At 38.0% G+C, this 21,115-nt stretch carries 18 protein-coding genes; 13 read left to right on the top strand and 5 right to left on the bottom strand.

Annotation, left to right across the window (positions count from 1 at the left end):
- Window positions 1-67 precede the first annotated feature (67 nt).
- Genes dxs through xseB form a run of 3 tightly spaced genes read right to left on the bottom strand, consistent with a single transcriptional unit; the run spans window position 68 to window position 3,088 of the window.
- Window positions 68-1,927 carry a 1-deoxy-D-xylulose-5-phosphate synthase gene (dxs, locus tag MT390_RS19175; RefSeq protein ID WP_166371857.1) on the bottom strand — a complete coding sequence of 620 codons (1,860 nt, stop codon included), beginning with the start codon at window positions 1,925-1,927 and terminating at the stop codon, window positions 68-70.
- A gap of 2 nt (window positions 1,928-1,929) precedes the next feature.
- Window positions 1,930-2,820: a (2E,6E)-farnesyl diphosphate synthase gene (ispA, locus tag MT390_RS19170; protein ID WP_499442784.1), complete on the bottom strand. Its 891-nt coding sequence runs from the start codon at window positions 2,818-2,820 to the stop codon at window positions 1,930-1,932.
- Window positions 2,821-2,854: 34 nt separating this feature from the next.
- Window positions 2,855-3,088: an exodeoxyribonuclease VII small subunit gene (gene xseB / locus MT390_RS19165; protein WP_299659110.1), complete on the bottom strand. Its 234-nt coding sequence runs from the start codon at window positions 3,086-3,088 to the stop codon at window positions 2,855-2,857.
- Between the two features lie 219 nt (window positions 3,089-3,307).
- Here xseB and pomA point away from each other — a divergent pair, with 219 nt between their 5' ends.
- The 3 genes from pomA to MT390_RS19150 all read left to right on the top strand — a co-directional run bounded on the left by pomA (window position 3,308) and on the right by MT390_RS19150 (window position 7,635).
- A complete protein-coding gene (pomA, locus tag MT390_RS19160; protein ID WP_166371854.1) occupies window positions 3,308-4,081 on the top strand; it encodes a flagellar motor protein PomA in 774 nt (257 codons plus the stop codon).
- Window positions 4,081-5,082 carry a flagellar motor protein MotB gene (locus MT390_RS19155; RefSeq protein WP_166371853.1) on the top strand — a complete coding sequence of 334 codons (1,002 nt, stop codon included), beginning with the start codon at window positions 4,081-4,083 and terminating at the stop codon, window positions 5,080-5,082. The genes pomA and MT390_RS19155 overlap by 1 nt, the downstream gene beginning before the upstream one ends.
- A 405-nt stretch (window positions 5,083-5,487) precedes the next feature.
- A complete protein-coding gene (locus MT390_RS19150) occupies window positions 5,488-7,635 on the top strand; it encodes an MltF family protein (protein WP_499442782.1) in 2,148 nt (715 codons plus the stop codon).
- Window positions 7,636-7,764: 129 nt separating this feature from the next.
- Here the strand turns inward: MT390_RS19150 and MT390_RS19145 are convergent, their stop codons facing one another.
- Both MT390_RS19145 and rnd read right to left on the bottom strand, forming a co-directional pair.
- Window positions 7,765-9,108, bottom strand: a complete 1,344-nt coding sequence (locus tag MT390_RS19145; RefSeq protein WP_499442780.1) for an AmpG family muropeptide MFS transporter — start codon at window positions 9,106-9,108, stop codon at window positions 7,765-7,767.
- A gap of 206 nt (window positions 9,109-9,314) precedes the next feature.
- A complete protein-coding gene (rnd, locus tag MT390_RS19140; protein WP_499442779.1) occupies window positions 9,315-10,424 on the bottom strand; it encodes a ribonuclease D in 1,110 nt (369 codons plus the stop codon).
- A 305-nt stretch (window positions 10,425-10,729) separates the two neighbouring features.
- Here rnd and leuC point away from each other — a divergent pair, with 305 nt between their 5' ends.
- The 10 genes from leuC (at window position 10,730) to rlmKL (ending at window position 21,107) form a co-directional block, all read left to right on the top strand.
- Window positions 10,730-12,127 (top strand): 3-isopropylmalate dehydratase large subunit, encoded by a 1,398-nt coding sequence (gene leuC / locus MT390_RS19135; protein WP_037072059.1) that lies wholly within the window; start codon window positions 10,730-10,732, stop codon window positions 12,125-12,127.
- 10 nt (window positions 12,128-12,137) lie between these two features.
- Window positions 12,138-12,758: a 3-isopropylmalate dehydratase small subunit gene (gene leuD, locus MT390_RS19130; RefSeq protein ID WP_166371849.1), complete on the top strand. Its 621-nt coding sequence runs from the start codon at window positions 12,138-12,140 to the stop codon at window positions 12,756-12,758.
- Window positions 12,759-12,906: 148 nt separating this feature from the next.
- A complete protein-coding gene (locus tag MT390_RS19125; protein ID WP_499442777.1) occupies window positions 12,907-14,436 on the top strand; it encodes a hydroxymethylglutaryl-CoA lyase-like TIM-barrel protein in 1,530 nt (509 codons plus the stop codon).
- Window positions 14,437-14,630: 194 nt separating this feature from the next.
- Window positions 14,631-15,062 (top strand): DUF3010 family protein, encoded by a 432-nt coding sequence (locus MT390_RS19120; protein WP_028869829.1) that lies wholly within the window; start codon window positions 14,631-14,633, stop codon window positions 15,060-15,062.
- A gap of 145 nt (window positions 15,063-15,207) precedes the next feature.
- The gene (locus MT390_RS19115; RefSeq protein ID WP_499442776.1) at window positions 15,208-15,738 is read left to right on the top strand and encodes a hypothetical protein; all 531 of its coding nucleotides are present in this window, start codon (window positions 15,208-15,210) and stop codon (window positions 15,736-15,738) included.
- Between the two features lie 133 nt (window positions 15,739-15,871).
- Window positions 15,872-16,084 carry a cysteine-rich CWC family protein gene (locus MT390_RS19110; RefSeq protein WP_499442774.1) on the top strand — a complete coding sequence of 71 codons (213 nt, stop codon included), beginning with the start codon at window positions 15,872-15,874 and terminating at the stop codon, window positions 16,082-16,084.
- Window positions 16,085-16,589: 505 nt separating this feature from the next.
- The gene (locus MT390_RS19105) at window positions 16,590-17,459 is read left to right on the top strand and encodes a DnaJ C-terminal domain-containing protein (RefSeq protein WP_166371845.1); all 870 of its coding nucleotides are present in this window, start codon (window positions 16,590-16,592) and stop codon (window positions 17,457-17,459) included.
- Window positions 17,460-17,500: 41 nt separating this feature from the next.
- Window positions 17,501-17,857, top strand: coding sequence for a VanZ family protein (locus tag MT390_RS19100; protein ID WP_499442772.1), 357 nt, complete (start codon window positions 17,501-17,503; stop codon window positions 17,855-17,857).
- Window positions 17,858-18,009: 152 nt separating this feature from the next.
- Window positions 18,010-18,651: a uridine kinase gene (udk, locus tag MT390_RS19095; RefSeq protein WP_499442792.1), complete on the top strand. Its 642-nt coding sequence runs from the start codon at window positions 18,010-18,012 to the stop codon at window positions 18,649-18,651.
- 161 nt (window positions 18,652-18,812) lie between these two features.
- Window positions 18,813-21,107, top strand: coding sequence for a bifunctional 23S rRNA (guanine(2069)-N(7))-methyltransferase RlmK/23S rRNA (guanine(2445)-N(2))-methyltransferase RlmL (rlmKL, locus tag MT390_RS19090; protein WP_499442771.1), 2,295 nt, complete (start codon window positions 18,813-18,815; stop codon window positions 21,105-21,107).
- Window positions 21,108-21,115 lie beyond the last annotated feature (8 nt).

The raw sequence follows: 21,115 nt of genomic DNA, 5'->3' as shown, positions 1-21,115 counted from the left end.
ATCGCCATAAATTAAAAGCTACAAACCCTTAAAATGAACCTTATATAGCGAGTTAAAACCGATACATCTAGTTAAAAAAGGCATCAATTTGTGCTGCAATGCCTTCACTGTCTAGTTGCAACATATGATAAATTTCCGCTTGCGTACCTTGTTCAACAAATGAGTCAGGTAATCCTAAATGTAAAATCTTACCCGTATATTGTTGTGACATTAAAAATTCACTCACTGCAGAGCCTGCCCCACCCAAAATACTATTTTCTTCAATAGTGACTATTTGCGAATGTGTTTGTGCAAGCTTGATTAATAATGATTGGTCTAAAGGTTTAACAAAACGCATATCAATTATTGTTGCGTTTAATTCCTCTGCGACGGGAATAGCTGCTTGTAAAAAGGTGCCAAAACATAAGATAGCCGTTTTTTGACCTTCAGCAATCACCTTGGCTTTGCCTATTTCTAGGATTGTCATACTGCTATCAACTTCAATACCTGTTCCACTGCCTCTTGGATAACGTACTGCCGCAGGAGTATTAAGTAAATGTCCTGTATATAACATGTTACGACATTCCTGTTCATCGGAAGGGGTCATCACTGTCATATTAGGTACACAACGTAAAAAACTTAGGTCATAAGCGCCTTGATGTGTTGGACCATCGGCGCCAACAATACCCGCTCTATCAATGGCAAATAACACGCCAAGATTTTGAATAGCAACATCATGTATCACTTGATCATAGGCACGTTGTAGAAAGCTGGAATAGATAGCAACAATTGGGTTTAAATCAGCAATAGCCATACCGGCGGCTAAGGTAACGGCATGCTGCTCAGCAATAGCAACATCGTAGTATTTGTCTGGGTGACGTTTAGAAAACTCAACCATTCCAGAACCTTCACGCATTGCTGGGGTAATAGCTGTTAGTTTTTCGTCTTGATCGGCCATGTCATTTAACCACTGGCCAAATATTTTAGAAAAGGTAGGTGCGCAGGGTTTAGGCACTGGCAAAGCTTCATCGGGGGTGAATTTTGGCACAGCATGGTAAGTAATAGGGTCTAACTCTGCTTGTTTATAACCTTTACCTTTTTTAGTCATTACGTGTAAAAATTGCGGTCCTGCATGAGATCGCATATTACGTAATGTGTCCACTAGGTCGATCACATTATGACCATCCATTGGACCAATATAATTGAAGCCAAATTCTTCAAAAATAGTCGCAGGAGAAACCATGCCTTTTAAATGTTCTTCGGTTTTTCTTGCTAGTTCTTTAATTGGAGGCACAGTGGACAGTACTTTTTTGCCCCCTTCTCGTAGCTGAGTATATAAATCACCGGATAATATTTTTGCCAAATGATTATTTAACGCACCAACATTTTCTGAAATAGACATTTCATTGTCATTAAGCACTACTAACATATCGTTGTGTAATGCACCTGCGTGGTTTAATGCCTCAAAAGCCATGCCCGCAGTAATAGCGCCATCACCAATCACTGCAACTACTTTACGATTTTTTTGTTCTTTCCCCGCGGCAATAGCTAACCCTAGGGCAGCGCCAATTGATGTCGAAGAATGACCGACACTCAGTACATCGTATTCACTTTCTTCACGCCAAGGGAAAGGATGTAAGCCTTTAAACTGTCGTATGCTATCCATTTGGTCGCGGCGGCCGGTTAAAATTTTATGCGGATAGGCTTGATGTCCAACATCCCAAACTAGATGATCAAAAGGTGTGTGATAAACATAATGTAAAGCAACAGTAAGCTCTACTACACCTAACCCTGAAGCGAGGTGGCCACTGGTTTGACTAACACTGGTTAACAAAAAACGACGTAGCTCTTCGCAAAATGCAGGGAGCTGCTGTTTTTTTAATAAACGCAGGTCTTCTGGGTAATTAATGTTAGCGAGCAACGGGTAATTTTTTAAATCCAATGGCATATTTATTTATCGCGTTTGATGATGTAATGAGAAAACAACTCGAGTAACTGCGTATTATAAGGCAATTGTGATAAAGCATGAAGCGCTTCTTGATATAAGTCTTGAGCTTTTTGTTGTGCACCTTGCAAACCAAGCAAAGCAGGGTACGTTGATTTATGTAATTGTTGATCAGAGCCCTGCGGTTTACCTAGGGTTTCAGTATCGCTGATGATATCTAAAATATCATCCTGCACTTGAAACGCTAAACCAATTGCGGTGGCAAATTTTGTTAATAGCAAAAATTCAGCGTCATCGATATCTGTTTTACTTAACGCTCCCATCTGCACTGCCGCGATAATTAATGCGCCTGTTTTGGCATTATGAATCATTTCTAAATCAATTAATGAGATCGCTGTATTTTCTGCGGCAATATCTAACACTTGCCCTGCACACATACCTTTTTCGCCAGCAGCCTTGGCTAAAATATTAAGCATTTTTAACTGCGATTTAGCCGGTAACGTGGGTATTTCATTAGATAAAATTTCAAAAGCTAATGTTTGTAATGCATCGCCTGCTAAGATTGCCGTTGCTTCATCATATTTGATATGGCAGGTTGCATTACCGCGACGCAGTGCATCATCATCCATTGCTGGTAAATCATCATGGATTAAGGAGTAGGCATGAATACATTCAATTGATGCTGCAATCGGGTCAAGTGTATCTAATTTACTACCGAGCATTTGTCCTACGGCATACACTAAAAAAGGTCTAACACGCTTTCCTCCTAATAAGGCACCATAAGCCATCGCCTCATTTAATGTTTTTGAATAAGAAGCGGGATGATTGATATATTGTTCAAGCTGATCGTTTACACGTGCTTGATGTTGCTGCATGGTAGAAATTAATTGTGTCATGTAAGCTGCTTAGTCTTCGGGATAAAGGTAAAAGTTATTCTTCAAATTTTTGCAAAGGTGCTTGTGCATCATTTTGCATTAAAATACTAACTTGTTGTTGTGCATGTTGTAATTTTTGGCTATTACTACGGGCGAGAGAAATGCCTCGTTCGAATTGTTTTAATGCATCTTCCAGAGGCAAATCACCTTGCTCTAGATGCTGTACTATTTGTTCAAGCTCAATAATTGCTTCTTCATATTGCATATTTTCAGGTTTTTTTAGGGCCATGGGAGATCTCTTTTGAGTATTTTGTGCAAGATTACCGTGACTGTTAAGGATGTCAAACTAAGGGCTAAAAATAATTTCTAAATAGTGAAGTTGTTGGCTGTTTACTGGCTTGTGTAAAATGTTGTTTTAAATAAAGTATCTTTGACTGCAAACTAACCAGAAATGGCTATACTATCATCTTAGTAATGTTTAACTATTAAAATTAAAAAGGATTAATCTGTGGATTTAGCAACTCTAGTTGGAATTATAGGCGCCTTCGGCTTTGTTATCATGGCCATGTTAATGGGCGGTACCATTGATATGTTTATTGATATGACCTCTATTTTGATTGTTTTTGGCGGTACCGCTTTTGTTGTAATGATGAAATATAATATGGGGCAATTCTTTGGTGCCATTAAAGTTGCCATGAAAGCCTTCATGTTCAAAATAGATCCTGCAGAAGAATTAATTGTAAAAGTAGTTGAGATGGCTGATGCAGCGCGCAAAGGTGGGTTTTTGGCATTAGAAGAAGCCCAAATTAGCAATCCGTTTATGCAAAAAGGCGTTGATATGCTGGTGGATGGTCATGATGCTGATGTGGTCCGTAGTACACTGCAAAATGATATTCGATTAACCGCAGAGCGTCATGAAGTTGGCGCTGATATATTCAAAAACTTTGGTGATGTTGCCCCTGCGATGGGCATGATTGGTACATTGGTGGGACTGGTTGCCATGCTCTCTAACATGGATGACCCTAAATCCATTGGCCCTGCGATGGCGGTTGCACTATTAACTACTTTGTATGGTGCGGTAGTGGCAAACATGGTCGCATTACCTATTTCAGATAAATTAAAACTAAGAGCCGCGGAAGAAAAATTGAACCGTAGCCTTATTCTAGATGGTGTCTTAGGTATTCAAGACGGTCAAAATCCACGTGTTATTGAAGGCATGTTGCGTAACTATTTACCTGAATCTAAACGAGGTAGCGGTGCTGCTGGTGAAGGAGCAGAGTAATGGAAGAAGAGTGTAAATGTCCCCCGGAGGGATTGCCTGCATGGATGGGCACCTTTGCCGATTTGATGTCATTACTTATGTGCTTCTTTGTTTTACTTTTATCATTTTCCGAGATGGATGTTTTAAAGTTTAAACAAATAGCGGGTTCAATGGAGTTTGCTTTCGGTGTCCAAAATAGCATTGAGGTAAAAGATATTCCTAAAGGAACGTCGGTGATAGCACAGGAATTTAGACCTGGTAAACCCGATCCCACACCGATTGAAGTGATTATGCAAAATACCACTGAAATTACTAAAGCAGATCTAGATTTTGAAGAGGGTGAAAGTAGTCGAGCGGGGGGGGATGCCAATGTTCCTTTGCAAGAGACCGCAGTTGAAGTTAATGAAGATACTAATGAAGAGGTTTCTAAGGAACAGAAGGATACCTCAGTAGGAGCGCAGGGCGATGATGAGGGTGATGCTGCATCAACTAAAGCATCACAGCAAGCGGATAGTGATGTGCCTGCTCCTGAAGTCGCTGCACAACAAGGTTTAGCTAAAAAAGTAGCAGAAAGCTTAAAAGAAGAAATTGTTGATGGCGCAATAGAAATTGAGTCTTTAGGGCAACAGTTAATTATACGAGTAAGAGAAAAAGGATCTTTTCCTGCTGGTTCTGCATTTTTACAGCCTCGCTTTAGGCCTGTGATAGCAAAAGTGGCTAAAATATTAGTGGATGTACCCGGTGTGTTGACTATTTCAGGTCATACGGACAATGAACCAATACAGTCGGAATTATATCGATCTAATTGGGACTTATCTGCGCAACGAGCTGTTTCTGTTGCACAAGAAATGCTTAAAGTTGACGGCATTCAAGATAAAAAAATGCAGGTGGTTGGGTACGCAAATAGTAAACCGCTTACTTTGGGTAATACCGTTACAGAGCAACGTCGTAATCGTCGCGTTGAAATTACCATTATGCAAGGTCAGGCTGCTGAAAGTAATGAGATAGTTACCGAAAAATAAGAGCTGAAAAAATCAGTAAACTCTAAAAAGGGTTGCCATCCATTAGTTGTAGGTGCATTAATGGATGGGCCGCTCTAAATTTTGCTCTAAGATATGTTATAGATCACTGAGTGTCGGTATCTACCATAAAATAGTAAATCTTATACTCGGACGCAGCATCTACAATAATTTGGATTCTATTTAGATCAAAATAATCAGTGCGACATAAATAGAAATAGCGACCAACTATCTCGTTGGTTTTGTCTTATTGAAGGTAAATCACTCAAAGTCAGAGTATTGTATTTTATTAACATTTAAATGTTGAAATCATAGGAGGTTAGGCTCGAACATTGTGAATAAACTTAATGCGCTAAATTTGTTGTGCAGATAAATGGATTTTTGTAGTCATTGAAGGAACACTAGCCTATGAGTCAGGGTAAAAATAAACGTACTACTTTATTTTCACTACCAAAAATTGTGTGCTTGGTGTTGATATTGATAGCGAGCCTTTTTCTTTTAAAGTATTATTTTTCTAACGAAAAACCTACTTTGACCGTGTTAACATGGGTTGGTGGTGAGACTTATTTGCCACGCAATGGCCATCCTCAAGACCTCGAATTACAATACCTGCAGCAATTCTCAACACAGCAAAACCTTCAGTTTAAACAAGTTAAAGTGACCAAGTTTGACCAGTTATTTAGTAAGTTAATCGCAGGTGAAGGGGATGTGATTGCAGCGAATTTAACCATTACCACGGCACGTAAAAAACGCGTTAATTTTAGTGATGCTTTAATTCAAAGTAATGAGTACTTCATTTTGGGCAAGCAATCACCTCCACTGAAAAAAGGGAGTGCATTAAATGGGCGTGAAGTGGTCATTCAAAAAGGGAAAAGCTACCAAACCACCGCGCTAGGATTACAAAAAATATACCCTAAGATGCGTATTCGTTATATTGACAATAGTATTAGCACTGAGCTTTTATATGATCGACTTGCCAGTGGCGAATATGATCTTGCAATACAAGATGAAAATCTAATCGCCTCTGCTTTAGCCTATCGGGACGATATTAAAAAAAGTATTCAAGCAAGTGGCAAGCGTGATATTGCATGGGCTGTTAATATTGAAAATAAAAACTTATTAACACAATTGAATGCTTTCATTCAGTCGCAGCAGCTAGCAACTGAGTTGCTAAAAACAACGACTGCTTCATCGAATGCAACCACAGATAATGACACTTCAGACGCTAAGGTTGCACCTTCATCATCTATCAAAAAATCTAATCTCACGCAGTGGCAAACGATACAAGCTAAGGGCAGAGTTCGCTTTGTATTAAGGAATAATCTTTCATCTTATTATATCTGGCGAGGGGAGTTGTTAGGATTTCATTATGAATTGGCAAAGCGCTTTGCTAAAGAAAATAAATTACGTTACGAAATTATAGTTGCTCCAGATAATGTAGCATTGCTAGATTACTTAATTGAAGATAAAGCAGATATTGCATTAGGCTTTTTAACACCAACCGAGGCAAGAAGGGCAAAGGGGATCGGATTTTCTCGTCCTTACCATTATGCTTCCGAGTTGGTGGTTGGGCAATCCGGTGTAACAGGGATAGAAACAACTCAAGATCTCAAAGGGCATAAGATTTATACACGTTCTTCTAGTGCTTACTGGAGTACTGCACTGCAACTGCAAAAAACAGTACCCGGTGTTAAATTGATTGCCGTACCTGAGAATATGGAAACGGAATCAATTATTGAAGCGGTGGCAGATAAAAAGTATGACATGACTATCGCCGACAGTCATATTGTTGATTTAGAGTTAACCTTTCGTGATGATATTCAATCCTTTATGGCCTTAGGAGAACCTAAGGCACAAAGTTGGGGAATTAAAGCGGGTAATGAAACGTTATTAAAAGAGGTCAATATTTTCATCAAAAAACATTATAAAGGTCTGTTTTATAATGTAATTTATAATAAATACTTTAAAAATAAAAAACGCTTAGATCAGCAATATAAAGGTTATGTGGCTGAAATAGAGTCTGGTGTTATGTCTCCTTTTGATGACCTAGTAAAAAAACATGCCAAGGAGTATGGGTTTGACTGGCGTTTGTTAGTTGCGCAAATGCATCAAGAAAGCCGTTTTGATCCCAATGCAAAATCCTTATCGGGAGCGCAAGGGTTATTCCAAGTAATGCCTCGCACTGCTGAGCAATTGGGGATCCAAGATATGCATGATCCCGAGCAGGGTATTGAAGCTGGTATTCGTTATATGGACTGGGTAAGAGAGCGAATGCAAGCAGACGAAATCCCTAAGTCAGAGCTAACTTGGTTTACGTTAGCTTCCTATAATGCAGGAGCTGGGCATGTTCGAGACGCTATTCGCTTGGCAAGGCAAAAAGGTTGGCAAGACGATGTCTGGTTTAATCATGTTGAAAAAGCCATGCTATTATTATCGCAACCTAAGTATGCAGCCAAAGCACGTTACGGCTATGTTCGAGGTCAAGAGCCCGTAACTTATGTACGTGAAATAAAACGGCGTTATGATACTTATTTGAATATTTCAAATCATCATTAACTGTACATAATATCTAACGTTAGATTTGTCATCATCACGTTGGTTATAGTTACGTCGGTTATAAGTCCTAGATTCGCATAATAAGTACAATTTTTTATAGCTACGTTGGTTATAAGTTAATTGATTGGCTTATTCTTCGATGATTTTTTTTAACAGCATAATCAAACCAAGCACCGGAATGCCTATTAAGGCGGAGCCGACAAAGAAGTTAACATAACCAAAGCTATCTACATAGACCCCAGAAAAACCGGCAATAAATTTCGGGAATAACAACATCATTGAACTAAATAATGCGTATTGAGTAGCAGAGAATTCAATATTTGTTAGTTTAGAAATATAAGTGATAAAGGCTGTGGTCGCGATGCCTGCACTAATATTGTCCATGGAGATGATCAGCGTTAATAACGTTAAATCTTTTCCTACAAAAGCTAAAATGGCAAAGATAAAATTAGTTACAACAACTAAAAATGCGCCCAAAAATAGGATCGTATAGGTGCTATAACGTGTTAATAATATGCCGCCTAATCCTGCGCCAAGCAGAGTCATTATTACCCCAAATACCTTAGAAATGGCTGCTACTTCCCCTTTGCTATAGCCCATATCAACATAAAAAGGGTTAGCCATAATGCCCATTACAATATCAGAAATACGATAGCTACCTATCAGCAATAATATTAATAAAGCATGCTTGCCATAGCGTTTAAAAAAGTCTGAAAAAGGCGCGACTATTGCGATTTCTAACCATGCCCTAAAACGTGCGATAGGGGTTAAATGTACTTTTGTATGTGGCTGTAAAGTACTTTTATATTCAGGTTCTTGGGCAATAAATGTAGTAATAATCCCTACGCTCATACAAGCCGCCATTACAAAGTATGATGTTGACCATGCCGATAATTGGTAAGCCTGTGAGTCGCTGACTAATGCTGCAATAGCTAAAGAACCTGCTCCAGCCATGATCATTGCTAGTCGATATCCTGTCATGTAGGCAGCTGCCATAGCGGCTTGAAACTTTTCTGGTGCAGATTCGATACGAAAAGCGTCAATGACGATATCCTGCGTCGCTGAACTGTAAGCAACGACTAAAGCACAAATAGCAAATAAGGTGAGATTTTGCTGAGGATCGCTCATTGCCATGCCAATAATTGCAGCGGTAATGGCTAGTTGAGAGAGTAATAACCATGAACGTCGTCGTCCAAGCCAAGCGGTTAACATTGGAATAGATAAACGGTCCACAAACGGTGACCAGATCCATTTAAACGCGTAAGCCAAGGCTATCCAACTAAAAAAGCCAATACTAGCGCGACTTACTCCGGCTTCTCGTAACCAAAAGGACAAAGTTGAAAAAACTAATAAGATGGGAAGGCCTGCAGAAAAGCCAAGAAAAAATAAAATAGCAACTCGCTTTTGTAGATAAATTTTGCTGCTTTCTAGCCATGTTGGTTTATCGGTGGGCGATGTTGTTTTTATTATCATTTATCAACCTAGTTACGTATTAATTGTTACGCATTAATCGGTATGCATCAAATGCATAAAGAAATTAGTATAAGACTGTGGCTAACCGCCTAGATCAATTAGGCGGTTTTTAAATTCGCTTGTCTTCTTTATGAATCGAACTGTAGCGAATGAAAACCAGCCATTCTTATAATCTGTCACTGTTAGCAGTTAAATTAATAGTTCAATTAATAGTTAAATTGATGCCCGATCAGCTCAAAACGCCATCCGCTTAACAGTTTTGGTTTGGGTGCTGTTAAACGCTGTTGATCATTTAATTTCCAAGACCAACTTAAATACTCATTAATGACACGTTTAGACGCAATTAATTCAACTGGCAGCTCATGTTTTTCTGCGCAGGCTTTAATTTTATCGCGCATCTCTTTTAAGGTTTTTTTGTATTCAGGAAAATCAATTAAACGAGAAATAAGGGGCGGATAGGTTTCAGGATCTTGTGCGGACACTTCTGCGATAACGGATAAAATATTTTGCCCGTGAATACGAATTTCATTAGGTAATAAGTTTAAGCGTTTTAAATCGTTGACTGAAGCTGGCTGATAATAAGCTAATAACCATAAATGTTCTGCTTTCACTACAAAGTTAAGCGCTAGATTACGCGCCTGTGCAGTTTGTAATCGCCATTTAGCTAACGCTTTAATGATGGCTAAGCTGTGTCTATCTAACTTAAACAGATTATCTAATGATTTATAAACTTTATCGGGGTCAATTGGTTTCATCTTTTGATCTAAAATCATTTGGCATTCTTGTTCAAAAAAATCGGTCATTTTCTTTTCTGCAAGTTGCGCCTGTAAAACAACTAAACTCGGCTCGAGATATAACACATCAGCGGCGGCATAATGTTGCTGGTTTTGGGTTAACGGTCGTGCACACCAATCGGTACGAGACTCACCTTTATCTAATACAGCACCATCTATTAATTCAACCATTTTGGCATAACCCAAGGACGCGCCGTGGTTCAAAAATGCGCAGGCTACCTGTGTATCAAACAACTTAATATTTAAGTCACCCTTTTGTTGCCTGATGATTTCTAAATCTTCACTACTGGCATGTAAAATACAGGCTTTATTATCTATCGCCTGCCAAAATGCACTGATATCTCCGATCGCGATAGGATCGATTAATACAATCTTTTCATTTTGTGATACTTGCAATAGACCTAAGTTGGCATAAAAAGTACGGGTGCGGACGAATTCAGTGTCTAAAGAAATAGGTGAGTTATCTAATGTGGCAACATACTCAGATAATTGTATTGGTGTAGTGATGATATCAAATTGCATCAACGATAAGCCTAATAGAGAGTTAATATGCCGCTATATTACGGAGTTTGTTATCTTTTTTCTATTGAAATATTGATTATATGATTTTCACTCGCCTCTATTTTTATGCATAAAATGTGTTAATTAGTGCATAAATATTTAATTGCTGCAGATAAAGTTATGTCACTATATTGTAGGATTGACCTTGATCAATTAGAATGATGCTTTACAAATGCGCCGCGATCTGCTTATTGATAATCATTCGCATTATCCAAATATGTTTAGGCCGGAAAAAGATTTTAAGTAATAGTGTGGTAAGGGAAACAATGACTAGAACAATGTATGAAAAAATCTGGGATGCGAACTTAGTTCATGAACCAGAAGCAGGCTCTCCGCTTTTGTTTGTTGACAGACATCTAATGCATGAAGTAACAAGTCCACAAGCGTTTGAAGGCCTTCGTCTGCAAAACCGTAAAGTACGTAACGTACATAGTATTCTAGGTACAATCGATCACTGTGTACCAACTAAAGACCGTTTTAATATTGTTGATGTTATTGCAAAAAAACAAGTTGAAACGATGACTGCTAACTGTGAAGAAAATGATATTAATCTTTACGGCATGGACAGTAAGCAAAACGGTGTTATTCACATCGTTGTGCCTGAGCATGGTTTCGTTCATCCTGGTATGGTTGTATGTTGTGGTGATAGCCATACAGCAACACACGGTGCATTTGGCGCGTTAGCGTTTGGTATCGGTACGAGTGAAGTTGAGCATGTAATGGCAACACAAACATTACAACAGAAAAAAGCAAAAACAATGCTAGTGAAAGTAGAAGGTAAATTACCTGCTTTCTCAACAGCAAAAGATATCGCATTAGCTATCATTGCTAAAACGGGTACGGCTGGCGGTACAGGTTACGTAATGGAATTCGCAGGTAATACCATCACCGACCTAACAATGGAAGGGCGAATGACGCTATGTAATATGGCGATTGAAGCGGGTGCTCGTGCTGGTCTTGTTGCACCTGACCAAGTAACATTTGATTACCTTGAAGGCAAAGAGTTCGCACCTAAAGGCGAAGATTGGCCTGTAGCTGTTGAATACTGGAAATCATTGGTATCCGATCAAGGCGCAGAGTTTGATGCGGTTATTGAATTAAAAGCTGAAGATATTGCTCCACAAGTATCTTGGGGTACATCACCTGAGCAAGTTATTTCTGTAACGGGTGTCGTTCCTTCTCCATCTGATTTCACTAATGAAGTTAAATCACAAGCTTGTGCTAATGCGCTTAAATACATGGCATTAGATGCAGGTCAAAAAATTACTGATATCCATATCGATGTGGTATTTATTGGTTCTTGTACTAATGGTCGTATTGAAGATTTCCGTGCTGCTGCTGAATTACTGAAAGGTAAAAAAGTAGCTGCTGGTGTACAAGCGTTTGCAGTACCGGGTTCTTTCCCTGTTAAAGTACAGGCAGAAAAAGAAGGTCTTGATAAGATCTTTTTAGATGCCGGTTGGGAATGGCGTGATCCAGGTTGTTCAATGTGTCTAGCTATGAACGGTGATGAACTTGAAGATGGACAACGTAGTGCATCTACTTCAAACCGTAATTTCGAAGGACGTCAAGGTAAAGGTGGACGTACTCACCTTGTATCACCAGCAATGGCTGCTGCAGCATCAGTTGCAGGTCACTTTGTAGACATTCGAGATTGGAAATAGGGGCTAGATAATGCAACCATATATTAAACATACAAGTATCGCAGCGTTAATGGATCGTAGTAACGTCGATACGGATCAAATCATCCCAAAAAACTTCATGAAAAAAGTGGAGCGTACAGGTTTTGGTATTAACTTATTCCATAACTGGCGTTACCTTGCGGATAACATTACACCAAACCCAGAGTTTGAATTAAACAAACCAGCTTTCCAAGGCGCTAAAATACTAGTTGCTGGTGAAAACTTTGGTTGTGGTTCATCTCGTGAGCATGCGCCTTGGGCAATCGCTGACTATGGATTTAATACTGTTATATCAACTAGCTTTGCTGATATTTTTTATAGCAACTGTTTTAAAAATAGTATTTTACCGATTATCGTAACTGATGAGCAACTTGCTGCTTTAATGGCTGAAATTTCTGCTAATGAAGGTGTTGAATTCACAGTTGATCTAGAAGCACAAAAAGTAACAACACCAGGTGGTTTATCAATCTCTTTTGAAGTTGATGCATTCCGTAAAGAATCATTACTTGATGGTCTTGATGACATTGCTTGGACATTGAAGCATGAAGAACAAATTTCTGCGTACGAAAATGCACAGAAAAAACGTCTTCCATGGTTATGGCCTAGCGCTTAATCAGTAAAATTTAAGCTATTGAAAAATAGTTTAAAAACAGAATCAAAGGCGCACTGGTTGCGCCTTTTTTATCGAAAACTTATTGCAGTGAAGACTGAATGTACTGACTGCAATAAGTTTTTTCTTAAGATCTCAAGTGGAGTAAACAATGACTCAAGATAATGTCACTGTACAGTTGATGGATACAACATTACGCGATGGAGAACAAACGCAAGCGGTTTCGTTTTCTCCTGCAGAAAAAGTTAGCCTAGCGAAAGCACTATTACAGAAGCTTAAAATTGATCGTATCGAAGTTGCATCAGCACGTGTTTCTGAAGGAGAAAAAGAAGCGGTAAGCAAGTTGAACACTTGGGCTGCAAAAGAAGGGTTAGTGGAGCGCATTGAAGTATTAGGATTTGTGGATCACACCTTAAGTGTTGATTGGATCAAAGATACTGGTGGCAAAGTACTTAATTTGTTAGCTAAAGGCAGTTTGAAACATTGTACTGAGCAATTAAAAAAATCCTTAGATGAACATGTTGCAGATGTTAAACAAACAATAAGTTATGCACTTGAGCAAGGTCTAAAAGTTAATATTTATTTAGAAGATTGGTCAAATGGTTACCAAGATAGCCCTCAATATGTCTATGAAATGGTCACTCAACTAGCCGATACCGGTATTGATCATTTTATGTTACCTGATACTTTAGGAGTAATGTCTCCCGATGAAGTATTTGCCAGCTTAAGTGATATGGTGACTCGTTTCCCTAAATTGCAATTTGATTTCCATCCACATAACGATTACGGCTTGGCTACGGCGAATGCTATGTACGCGGTTAAAGCAGGGGTTTCTTCTATCCATTGTACGATGAACTGTTTAGGTGAACGTGCTGGAAATGCATCGTTAACTGAAGTTGCTGTGGTGTTGAAAGATAAATTAGGTAAAAAAGTAAATATTGATGAATCGGAAATTCACAACCTAAGTAAATTAGTCGAAAATTTTTCAGGTAAGCGCATTGCCGATAATACGCCTATTGTCGGGGCAGATGTATTTACTCAAACCAGTGGTATTCATGCCGATGGCGACCGTAAAGGTGGTTTATATATTTCAGCGCTGACACCGGAACGTTTTGCGCGTTCACGTAGTTATGCACTAGGTAAAATGAGTGGCAAAGCCTCATTAGCAAAAAACTTAGAAGCAATGGATATTGAACTGGATGCGGATCAACAGAAAAAACTATTAAAACGAGTCGTGCGTTTAGGTGATCAAAAAGCGTCTATTACTGCTGATGATTTACCCTTTATTATTGCAGATTTATTAGAGCGTAACGATTACAACTACGTTGAGTTGTTAAACTGCTCAATAAATTCTGGACTAGATTTAGAGTCAACGGTAAGTATTAGAGTACGTGTTAAAGATAAAATCTATAAAAGCAGTGGTAGTGGTAATGGTGGTTTTGATGCCTTTATTAGTGCAATGACTAAAGTCTTAGATAACAGCGCCTTTGTGTTCCCTGAGCTGGTGGATTTTGAATTACGTATTCCTCCTGGTGGTAAAACCAGTGCATTCACTGAGTGTACCGTTACTTGGGCCGATGGCGATGAGCAATTTACTACACGCGGCGTGAACGCTAACCAAGTACTTGCCGGTATTGGCGCAACTATTCGTATGATAAATTTACGTATGCATGCTAACTAGTTAAAGTGTATACTCGCGCTTTACATAAAAATAAAAAATAATTTGCGACACGAATATGAGATGCATGTTCATTGACTATTCATTTAATGTTCAGCGAGTTATTACAAAAGCCTTAATCTTTGATTAGGGCTTTTGTTTTTTGGCTAATATACTATTAGCAGATGAATAATGATTGAAAGATAAGAGGAAAGACAATGAGAGTATGTGGTGTTGAATTAACAGGTAACGAAGCCGTTATTGCGATTATGCAGTTTAAAAACGGTCTTTATGACGTGCCGCCTGTGCGTACAACAAAACTAACATTAAATGACCCTATTAATACTGAACCGTTAAAAAAGTTTCAGTTTGATTTTGCACAGTTAATGAAAGATTACCAAATTGATAAAGTGATCATTCGTGAACGTGCGTTAAAAGGTAAGTTTGCAGGTCATACTTTAAGCTTCAAAATTGAAGGTGCATTGCAATTAATGCGTGATGTAGAGGTACAAGTTATCTCATCTGACTATATCAAAAAAGGCCTTAAGCAAGCACAAAATACACCTACAGCGGTTGAATTAGGACTTAAGAAGTTCCAAGAGCAAGCGATGTTAACCGCATTTGGTTATTTGCAAAATAAATTAGGTTAATATTTATACCCGTTACTGCCATGCTCTGTTCTCTCTGAAGCTTGAGGTAGCGGAGTTGGTATTAACAAACAAGTTTAGGTCATCATAATACAGCTATGATGAAATGAGTGGGTCATGTTCTACTAAAAATGACAGGGAGAAACCTGTGGATACAAATTTTGAAAGTTTTGTTGCTCAATTTAAAACACAACAACCAGTTTCATTGGCTGCGTTTTTTTATCAAGCAGAATTACATTTAATAACACAATTAAAAGATTATCTTGGTGTTGAACAATCAACCGACAGAAGCTTTTTTTCGTTAATTGAAGAAGCTAGAAAAACACATAATGCTGATACCAATAAATATTTTTGGAATGCATTAACCGCGTTTAATCAAGTTAACTTTAACCCAAGCAAGCACAATACATTGCCTTGGTTACGTTACGTTAACATTATTGAATCTTTACAAGGTTATGCTGGTAGCCAACTATTTGCCTCAAAAAGCATTAAAATAAAACGCCAACATCGTTTGTTTTTTGCTTATATGCTAACTTGGGAACACCTACGTTATATTGCAGGTAATGATGACGATTACAGTCCTAGCAGTGAAGTATTAGCTTCATACTCAAATGCACATAGTGAAGACGATCATCAGCATGATGAAAATTGTCAGCACGACGCATGTAGTGTTGATTAATATCAGTTAATATAAAAAGCCCTTTCTTTAAGTGAATTGAAGTGAGCACAAATAGTTGTTGTGGTTTTGCTTTTCATTGGGCTTTGTATTTTACTTTTGCAATCACAGCTTCTTAAATAAATAGACCATTTAAATGACAGAACAAACAAATCAAGCCGCTTGTCCTCTTTGCTTACAAACTAATGGATGCGATGTTGCAGCTAAGCAAGGCTGTTGGTGTAATGATTTACCCGTACCACAGGAACTATTAAACTTATTGCCTGAAGCATTAAAAAATAAAAGCTGCATTTGTCGACAATGCATTGTCAGTTTTAATGGAAACCCCTCACTATTTTTGAAAAAATAAAGCCTCCCCTTTGATTACATGCTTTTTAAACTATGCTCGTTTTTCGTTAAAAGATTCAGTTTGTATTCTCCTAGATTCGCATAATAATATCGCTATCATTTAGAAAATAAGTTTTTAGTTAAAACCTTCATACCTTAAAACCAGGCGCACTAATTAACGGATCTATTTTGCTTGCTAAAACAACTTATCTCTTCGTTATAAGTTTTGTAAATAAAATAACCATTTACGAAACTTACGCCTTAAGTTACGTCATTTTTTCTGTACAAAATTTAGAACGTTTATTTAAAATAATTGATATAACATTATTTGCTACTGTTTTGTTTTTTCCTTTAGCAATTTTTATGTGATTTCAAATTAGTTACGCTATAATTCGCGCGCTTTGTTGTGCAATAAAAAAATCGCCATTATTTTATATCATGGCTATCGCTTCTTAAGCAGTGAGCTAATAAACTAGTGCACAATATCGCCGCATTATAGTAACTACAATGGAATTATTGAGAGAAAAATGTCGAAACGTGATTGTTATGAAGTATTAGGTGTCGGTAAAACCACATCTGAGAAAGAGATTAAAAAAGCCTATAAAAAATTAGCGATGAAATATCATCCTGATAGAAATCCAGATAACCCAGTTGCGCAAGAAAAATTCCGTGAAGTTAAAGCGGCCTATGAAATATTAAATGATCCAGAAAAACGTCAGCAGTACGATGATTTTGGACATAGCGCTTTTGAAAATGGCCAAGCACAAGGGCGAGGCGGTTTTGGGCAGGGCGGATTCGGGCAAGGTGGTGAATTCAATGATATGTTTGGGGATATGTTCGGACAACGCCAGCAGCGTCAAGAACGTTACCAACCTCAGCCACAGAAAGGTTCAGACATTATTTTACAAATCGACATGACCTTAGAAGAGTCGGTTGAAGGTTGTATTAAAGAGGTGCGTTTACCAAATACAACTGAACCTTTATTAGTCACTATGCCGGCGGGTATTAATGATAAACAACGAGTTCGTGTACCTGGTAAAGGTAACCCTGGAACATTAGGTGCTGGACGCGGTGATTTATTTGTTGAAGTGGTGTTATTAGCACATGATTTTTTCACTCGAAAAGGCGATGATCTTTACTGTGATTTAATCACTTCATTTCCGGTTGCAGCTGTAGGTGGAACCGCTAAGGCTTCAACCTTTAGTGGGCATATTAATCTGAAAATACCTGCTGGAACGCAAATGGGACGTAAATTCAGAATTAAAGGACGCGGTGTTAAATCCATGAATAGTGACCATATTGGTGATTTAATTTACACCGTTGTGATCCCAACGCCAACGGAATTAACAGAGCATCAGCATAAGCTGCTAAGTGAATTAGCTGAGACAATGACTTAATACATTAACTTAGATTTGAGCAACAAGGCCCATACTATTTTATGAACTACCTATTACAGTTAATAAGAAAATATTGGATAGCACTATCGTTATTGTTAGTCGCGATAATAGCTTCACTATCATTATCTCCTTTACCCAGTTTACCGGGCGTACCGGGTAGTGATAAAACCCATCATTTTATTGCATACAGTGCTTTGGTTTTGCCATTAATGTTAAAAAAGCCGAATAATTGGGTGGTTGTTTTTATTTTATATGTACTGTTAAGTGGAAGCATTGAGTTAATACAGCCTTATGTTAATCGATATGGTGAATGGTTGGATATGGTGGCCAATATAGGTGGGTTAGTCTGTGGTTCAATCATTGCTTATTTTATTAATCGTTTTGCTAGTAAACAGTAAACATTTACAAACCTAGCGTTAATAGAATTTATATTTTGCCCTTAACCTGTTTTAAGCCATTATTAAAATAAGTTAAGGGCATTATTGTAGGTTGCTATTACAACGCTATACTATTTTATATCTCTAACATTTAATTAATTTTATGAAGGTCAATTTTGAATAAAAATCACTGTGTCGTTATCGCAATTGCAGGGGCTTCAGCCTCAGGAAAAAGTTTAATTGCACATACTATTTGTAATGAGCTTCGCCAAGAATTAGGCACCGATCAAATAGGCATCATTTCTGAAGATGCATATTATAAAGATCAATCTCACATGCCAATGGAAGAACGTGTACAAACTAATTACGATCACCCAAAAGCCTTTGACCATCAGTTATTAAGCCAGCATATAAAATTACTGCAAAATAACCAATCTGTTGAAATTCCCGTTTATAGTTACACCGAACATACCCGTACCGATGAAGTGATTAACTTATCTCCTAAAAAAATTATTATCATTGAAGGTATTTTATTACTAACAGATTCAACATTACGCAACCAAATTGATGCTAGTATTTTTATCGATACACCATTAGATATTTGTTTAATGCGCCGTTTAACACGCGACATTATGGAGCGTGGAAGAACATTAGATTCAGTGATGTCACAATACAAAAAAACAGTAAGACCGATGTTTTTACAATTTATTGAACCATCAAAGCAACACGCCGATATCATTATTCCACGTGGTGGAAAAAATCGTATCGCAACGGATATATTAAAAACACGTATCAAATACTTATTGAATAAATAAGTTCATTTCCGCACTCAATAACCATTAAAAAACGCTTCTATTTTGAGGCGTTTTTTATTTTTAGTCACACACCATAAAGGCGTAAAATTCCATAGGGATAATACAGTTTGCAAGGTATAATATGCCCTATTTTTTTATTCAACAATTGCATGAGAGCGTCTATGTTCAGTTATTTTATCCCCACCGCGAAAGGGCTTGCGCCTTTATTAGAAGTAGAACTTAAAGAACTTGGTATTGAAAATACTAAGCAAATTGCTGGTGGTGTTAGCTTTGACGGTTCATTAGAGCAAGGTTACCAAGTGTGTTTATGGTCTCGTTTTGCATCTCGTGTTTTACTTAAATTAAGTGAATTCAAAGTGATCGACCCAATGGATTTATACCTTGGGTGTAGCAACATTCCTTGGGAATCACATTTTGATGTAGATAAAACATTCTCAATTGATTTCTCTGGTAGTAATGACGAAATTCGTAATACACAGTTTGGCGCATTAAAAATTAAAGATGCGATTGTGGATCGTTTTCGTAAAAAATTCGATGAACGTCCTAATGTTGAAAAACGCGATGCCGATATTCGTTTCAATGGTCGTTTATACAAAGATAAAGCCTCTATCTATATTGACCTTTCTGGCTCTCCATTGCATCTGCGTGGTTACCGTACTATCGCTGGTGAAGCTCCATTACGTGAAACCTTGGCGGCGGGTATTGTTAAACGCAGTGGCTGGGAAGGCGAAGCGTTATTAGATCCAATGTGTGGTTCAGGTACGCTTATTATTGAAGCTGCAATGATGTCGTTGAATATTGCGCCGGGTTCTTTACGTGAAACATTTGGTTTTGAGCATTGGAAAAAACACGATGCTGAAACGTGGAAAACATTAAAAACGACGGCTCAGGTTTATGCTAAACGTGCTGTTAAAGATTGCACTACACGTTTTTATGCCTCTGATTTAAGTAAAGATATGATTAGCATCGCACGCCAAAATGCACAACGTGCTGGGGTTGCAGAGTTAATTGAATTCAGCGTTCAAGATGCTAAAAAAGTATTACCACCGGAAGAGTTAAGCACCGGATTAGTCATTTCAAATCCACCATACGGTGAACGTTTAGGCGGGTTTAGTGACACCATTAGTTTGTATACAGAGTTAGGTCATCATTTTAAAGAAGCTTTTGCTGGTTGGAATCTGAGCATGTTTGCAATGGATACTGAACTACTGAGCTGTTTAGGAATGCGCGCAGCAAGAAGCTATAAGTTCTTTAATGGACCGATTGAATGTGTGCTTAAAAATTACCGAATCTCTCCTAAACGTGTTGTTGAAGGCGCGGCTATTGTTGAAGAAGCGGCTAAACCAGTTAAACAACCTAAACAAGGGAAGCAAGCAAAAGCTGCTGAAGTTGTTTATAAAGAATCAACGGATGATAATCCTTGGGGAACGATCACACCAACTCAAGAATTCCCGATGGCTGAAGAATCTGAATCTGAAATTGTATTTAAAGCAGTTAAGCAAATTAAGCCTGCTATCTATGCGGAAGACTTTGCTAACCGTTTATTAAAAAATATGAAACGTTTAGACAAATGGGCTAAACGCGAAGATATTCAATGTTACCGTTTATACGACGCAGATTTACCTGAATATAACGTAGCAATTGACCGTTATAACGAATATTTAATTATTCAAGAATACCGCGCTCCTAAAGAAATTGATGCACAGAAAGTACGTCGTCGTTTCTTAGATATCGTTTCAACTACGCGTTATTTATTAGATTTAACCGATGACCAATTAATCATAAAAGTGCGTGAGCGTCAAAAAGGACGCCAACAATATGAAAAACTAGATAGTAAAAAACAACGTTTAGTGGTGCAAGAAGGGCCTGCAAAACTGATTGTAAATTTACAAGATTATTTAGATACTGGTCTGTTTTTGGATCACCGTCCAACACGTTTACGTATTGGTAATATGGCCAAGGGCAAAGACTTCTTAAATCTATTTTGTTACACCGCAACCGCTTCTGTTCATGCTGCATTAGGTGGCGCTAAATCAACAACCAGTGTTGATATGTCTAACACTTACCTAAATTGGGGCCAAGAGAATTTTACTGAAAATGGCATTCAAGGTAAGCATGAATTTATTCAACAGGATTGTATTAAATGGTTACAACATGCACATGAAATGTATGACCTTATTTTTATTGATCCACCTACCTTCTCAAACTCTAAACGTATGAATGATGTGTTTGATGTTCAAGATGACCATGTTGCGTTATTAACCTCAGCGAGTGAGCGTGTTAATCCAAACGGGGAGATTATTTTCTCGAATAACAAACGCGGGTTTAAACTTGACCTTGAAGCGATCAAAGCACTTGGTTTTTATGTTAAAGATATTAGTAAAGCATCCATCCCTGAAGATTTTAAAGGTAATGATAAAATCCATCAGTGTTGGTTACTGACTAAGCATAGTTAACAAATTAT

The organism is Vibrio sp. 2-Bac 85, from assembly GCF_037546705.1.
Classification (GTDB): domain Bacteria; phylum Pseudomonadota; class Gammaproteobacteria; order Enterobacterales; family Psychromonadaceae; genus Psychromonas.
The sequence above is the reverse complement of the archived record's forward strand: the minus strand, read 5'-3'. Positions and strand labels throughout refer to the sequence as shown.

Excerpts from the sequence above, each read along its gene's own strand:
- MT390_RS19125 (WP_499442777.1), top strand. The coding sequence starts at position 12,907 with ATGACTCAAGATAATGTCACTGTACAGTTGATGGATACAACATTACGC.
- ispA (WP_499442784.1), bottom strand. The coding sequence starts at position 2,820 with ATGACACAATTAATTTCTACCATGCAGCAACATCAAGCACGTGTAAAC.
- MT390_RS19120 (WP_028869829.1), top strand. The coding sequence starts at position 14,631 with ATGAGAGTATGTGGTGTTGAATTAACAGGTAACGAAGCCGTTATTGCG.
- MT390_RS19155 (WP_166371853.1), top strand. The coding sequence starts at position 4,081 with ATGGAAGAAGAGTGTAAATGTCCCCCGGAGGGATTGCCTGCATGGATG.
- MT390_RS19110 (WP_499442774.1), top strand. The coding sequence starts at position 15,872 with ATGACAGAACAAACAAATCAAGCCGCTTGTCCTCTTTGCTTACAAACT.
- MT390_RS19150 (WP_499442782.1), top strand. The coding sequence starts at position 5,488 with ATGAGTCAGGGTAAAAATAAACGTACTACTTTATTTTCACTACCAAAA.
- rnd (WP_499442779.1), bottom strand. The coding sequence starts at position 10,424 with ATGCAATTTGATATCATCACTACACCAATACAATTATCTGAGTATGTT.
- leuD (WP_166371849.1), top strand. The coding sequence starts at position 12,138 with ATGCAACCATATATTAAACATACAAGTATCGCAGCGTTAATGGATCGT.
- MT390_RS19145 (WP_499442780.1), bottom strand. The coding sequence starts at position 9,108 with ATGATAATAAAAACAACATCGCCCACCGATAAACCAACATGGCTAGAA.
- leuC (WP_037072059.1), top strand. The coding sequence starts at position 10,730 with ATGACTAGAACAATGTATGAAAAAATCTGGGATGCGAACTTAGTTCAT.
- rlmKL (WP_499442771.1), top strand. The coding sequence starts at position 18,813 with ATGTTCAGTTATTTTATCCCCACCGCGAAAGGGCTTGCGCCTTTATTA.
- dxs (WP_166371857.1), bottom strand. The coding sequence starts at position 1,927 with ATGCCATTGGATTTAAAAAATTACCCGTTGCTCGCTAACATTAATTAC.
- xseB (WP_299659110.1), bottom strand. The coding sequence starts at position 3,088 with ATGGCCCTAAAAAAACCTGAAAATATGCAATATGAAGAAGCAATTATT.
- MT390_RS19100 (WP_499442772.1), top strand. The coding sequence starts at position 17,501 with ATGAACTACCTATTACAGTTAATAAGAAAATATTGGATAGCACTATCG.
- MT390_RS19105 (WP_166371845.1), top strand. The coding sequence starts at position 16,590 with ATGTCGAAACGTGATTGTTATGAAGTATTAGGTGTCGGTAAAACCACA.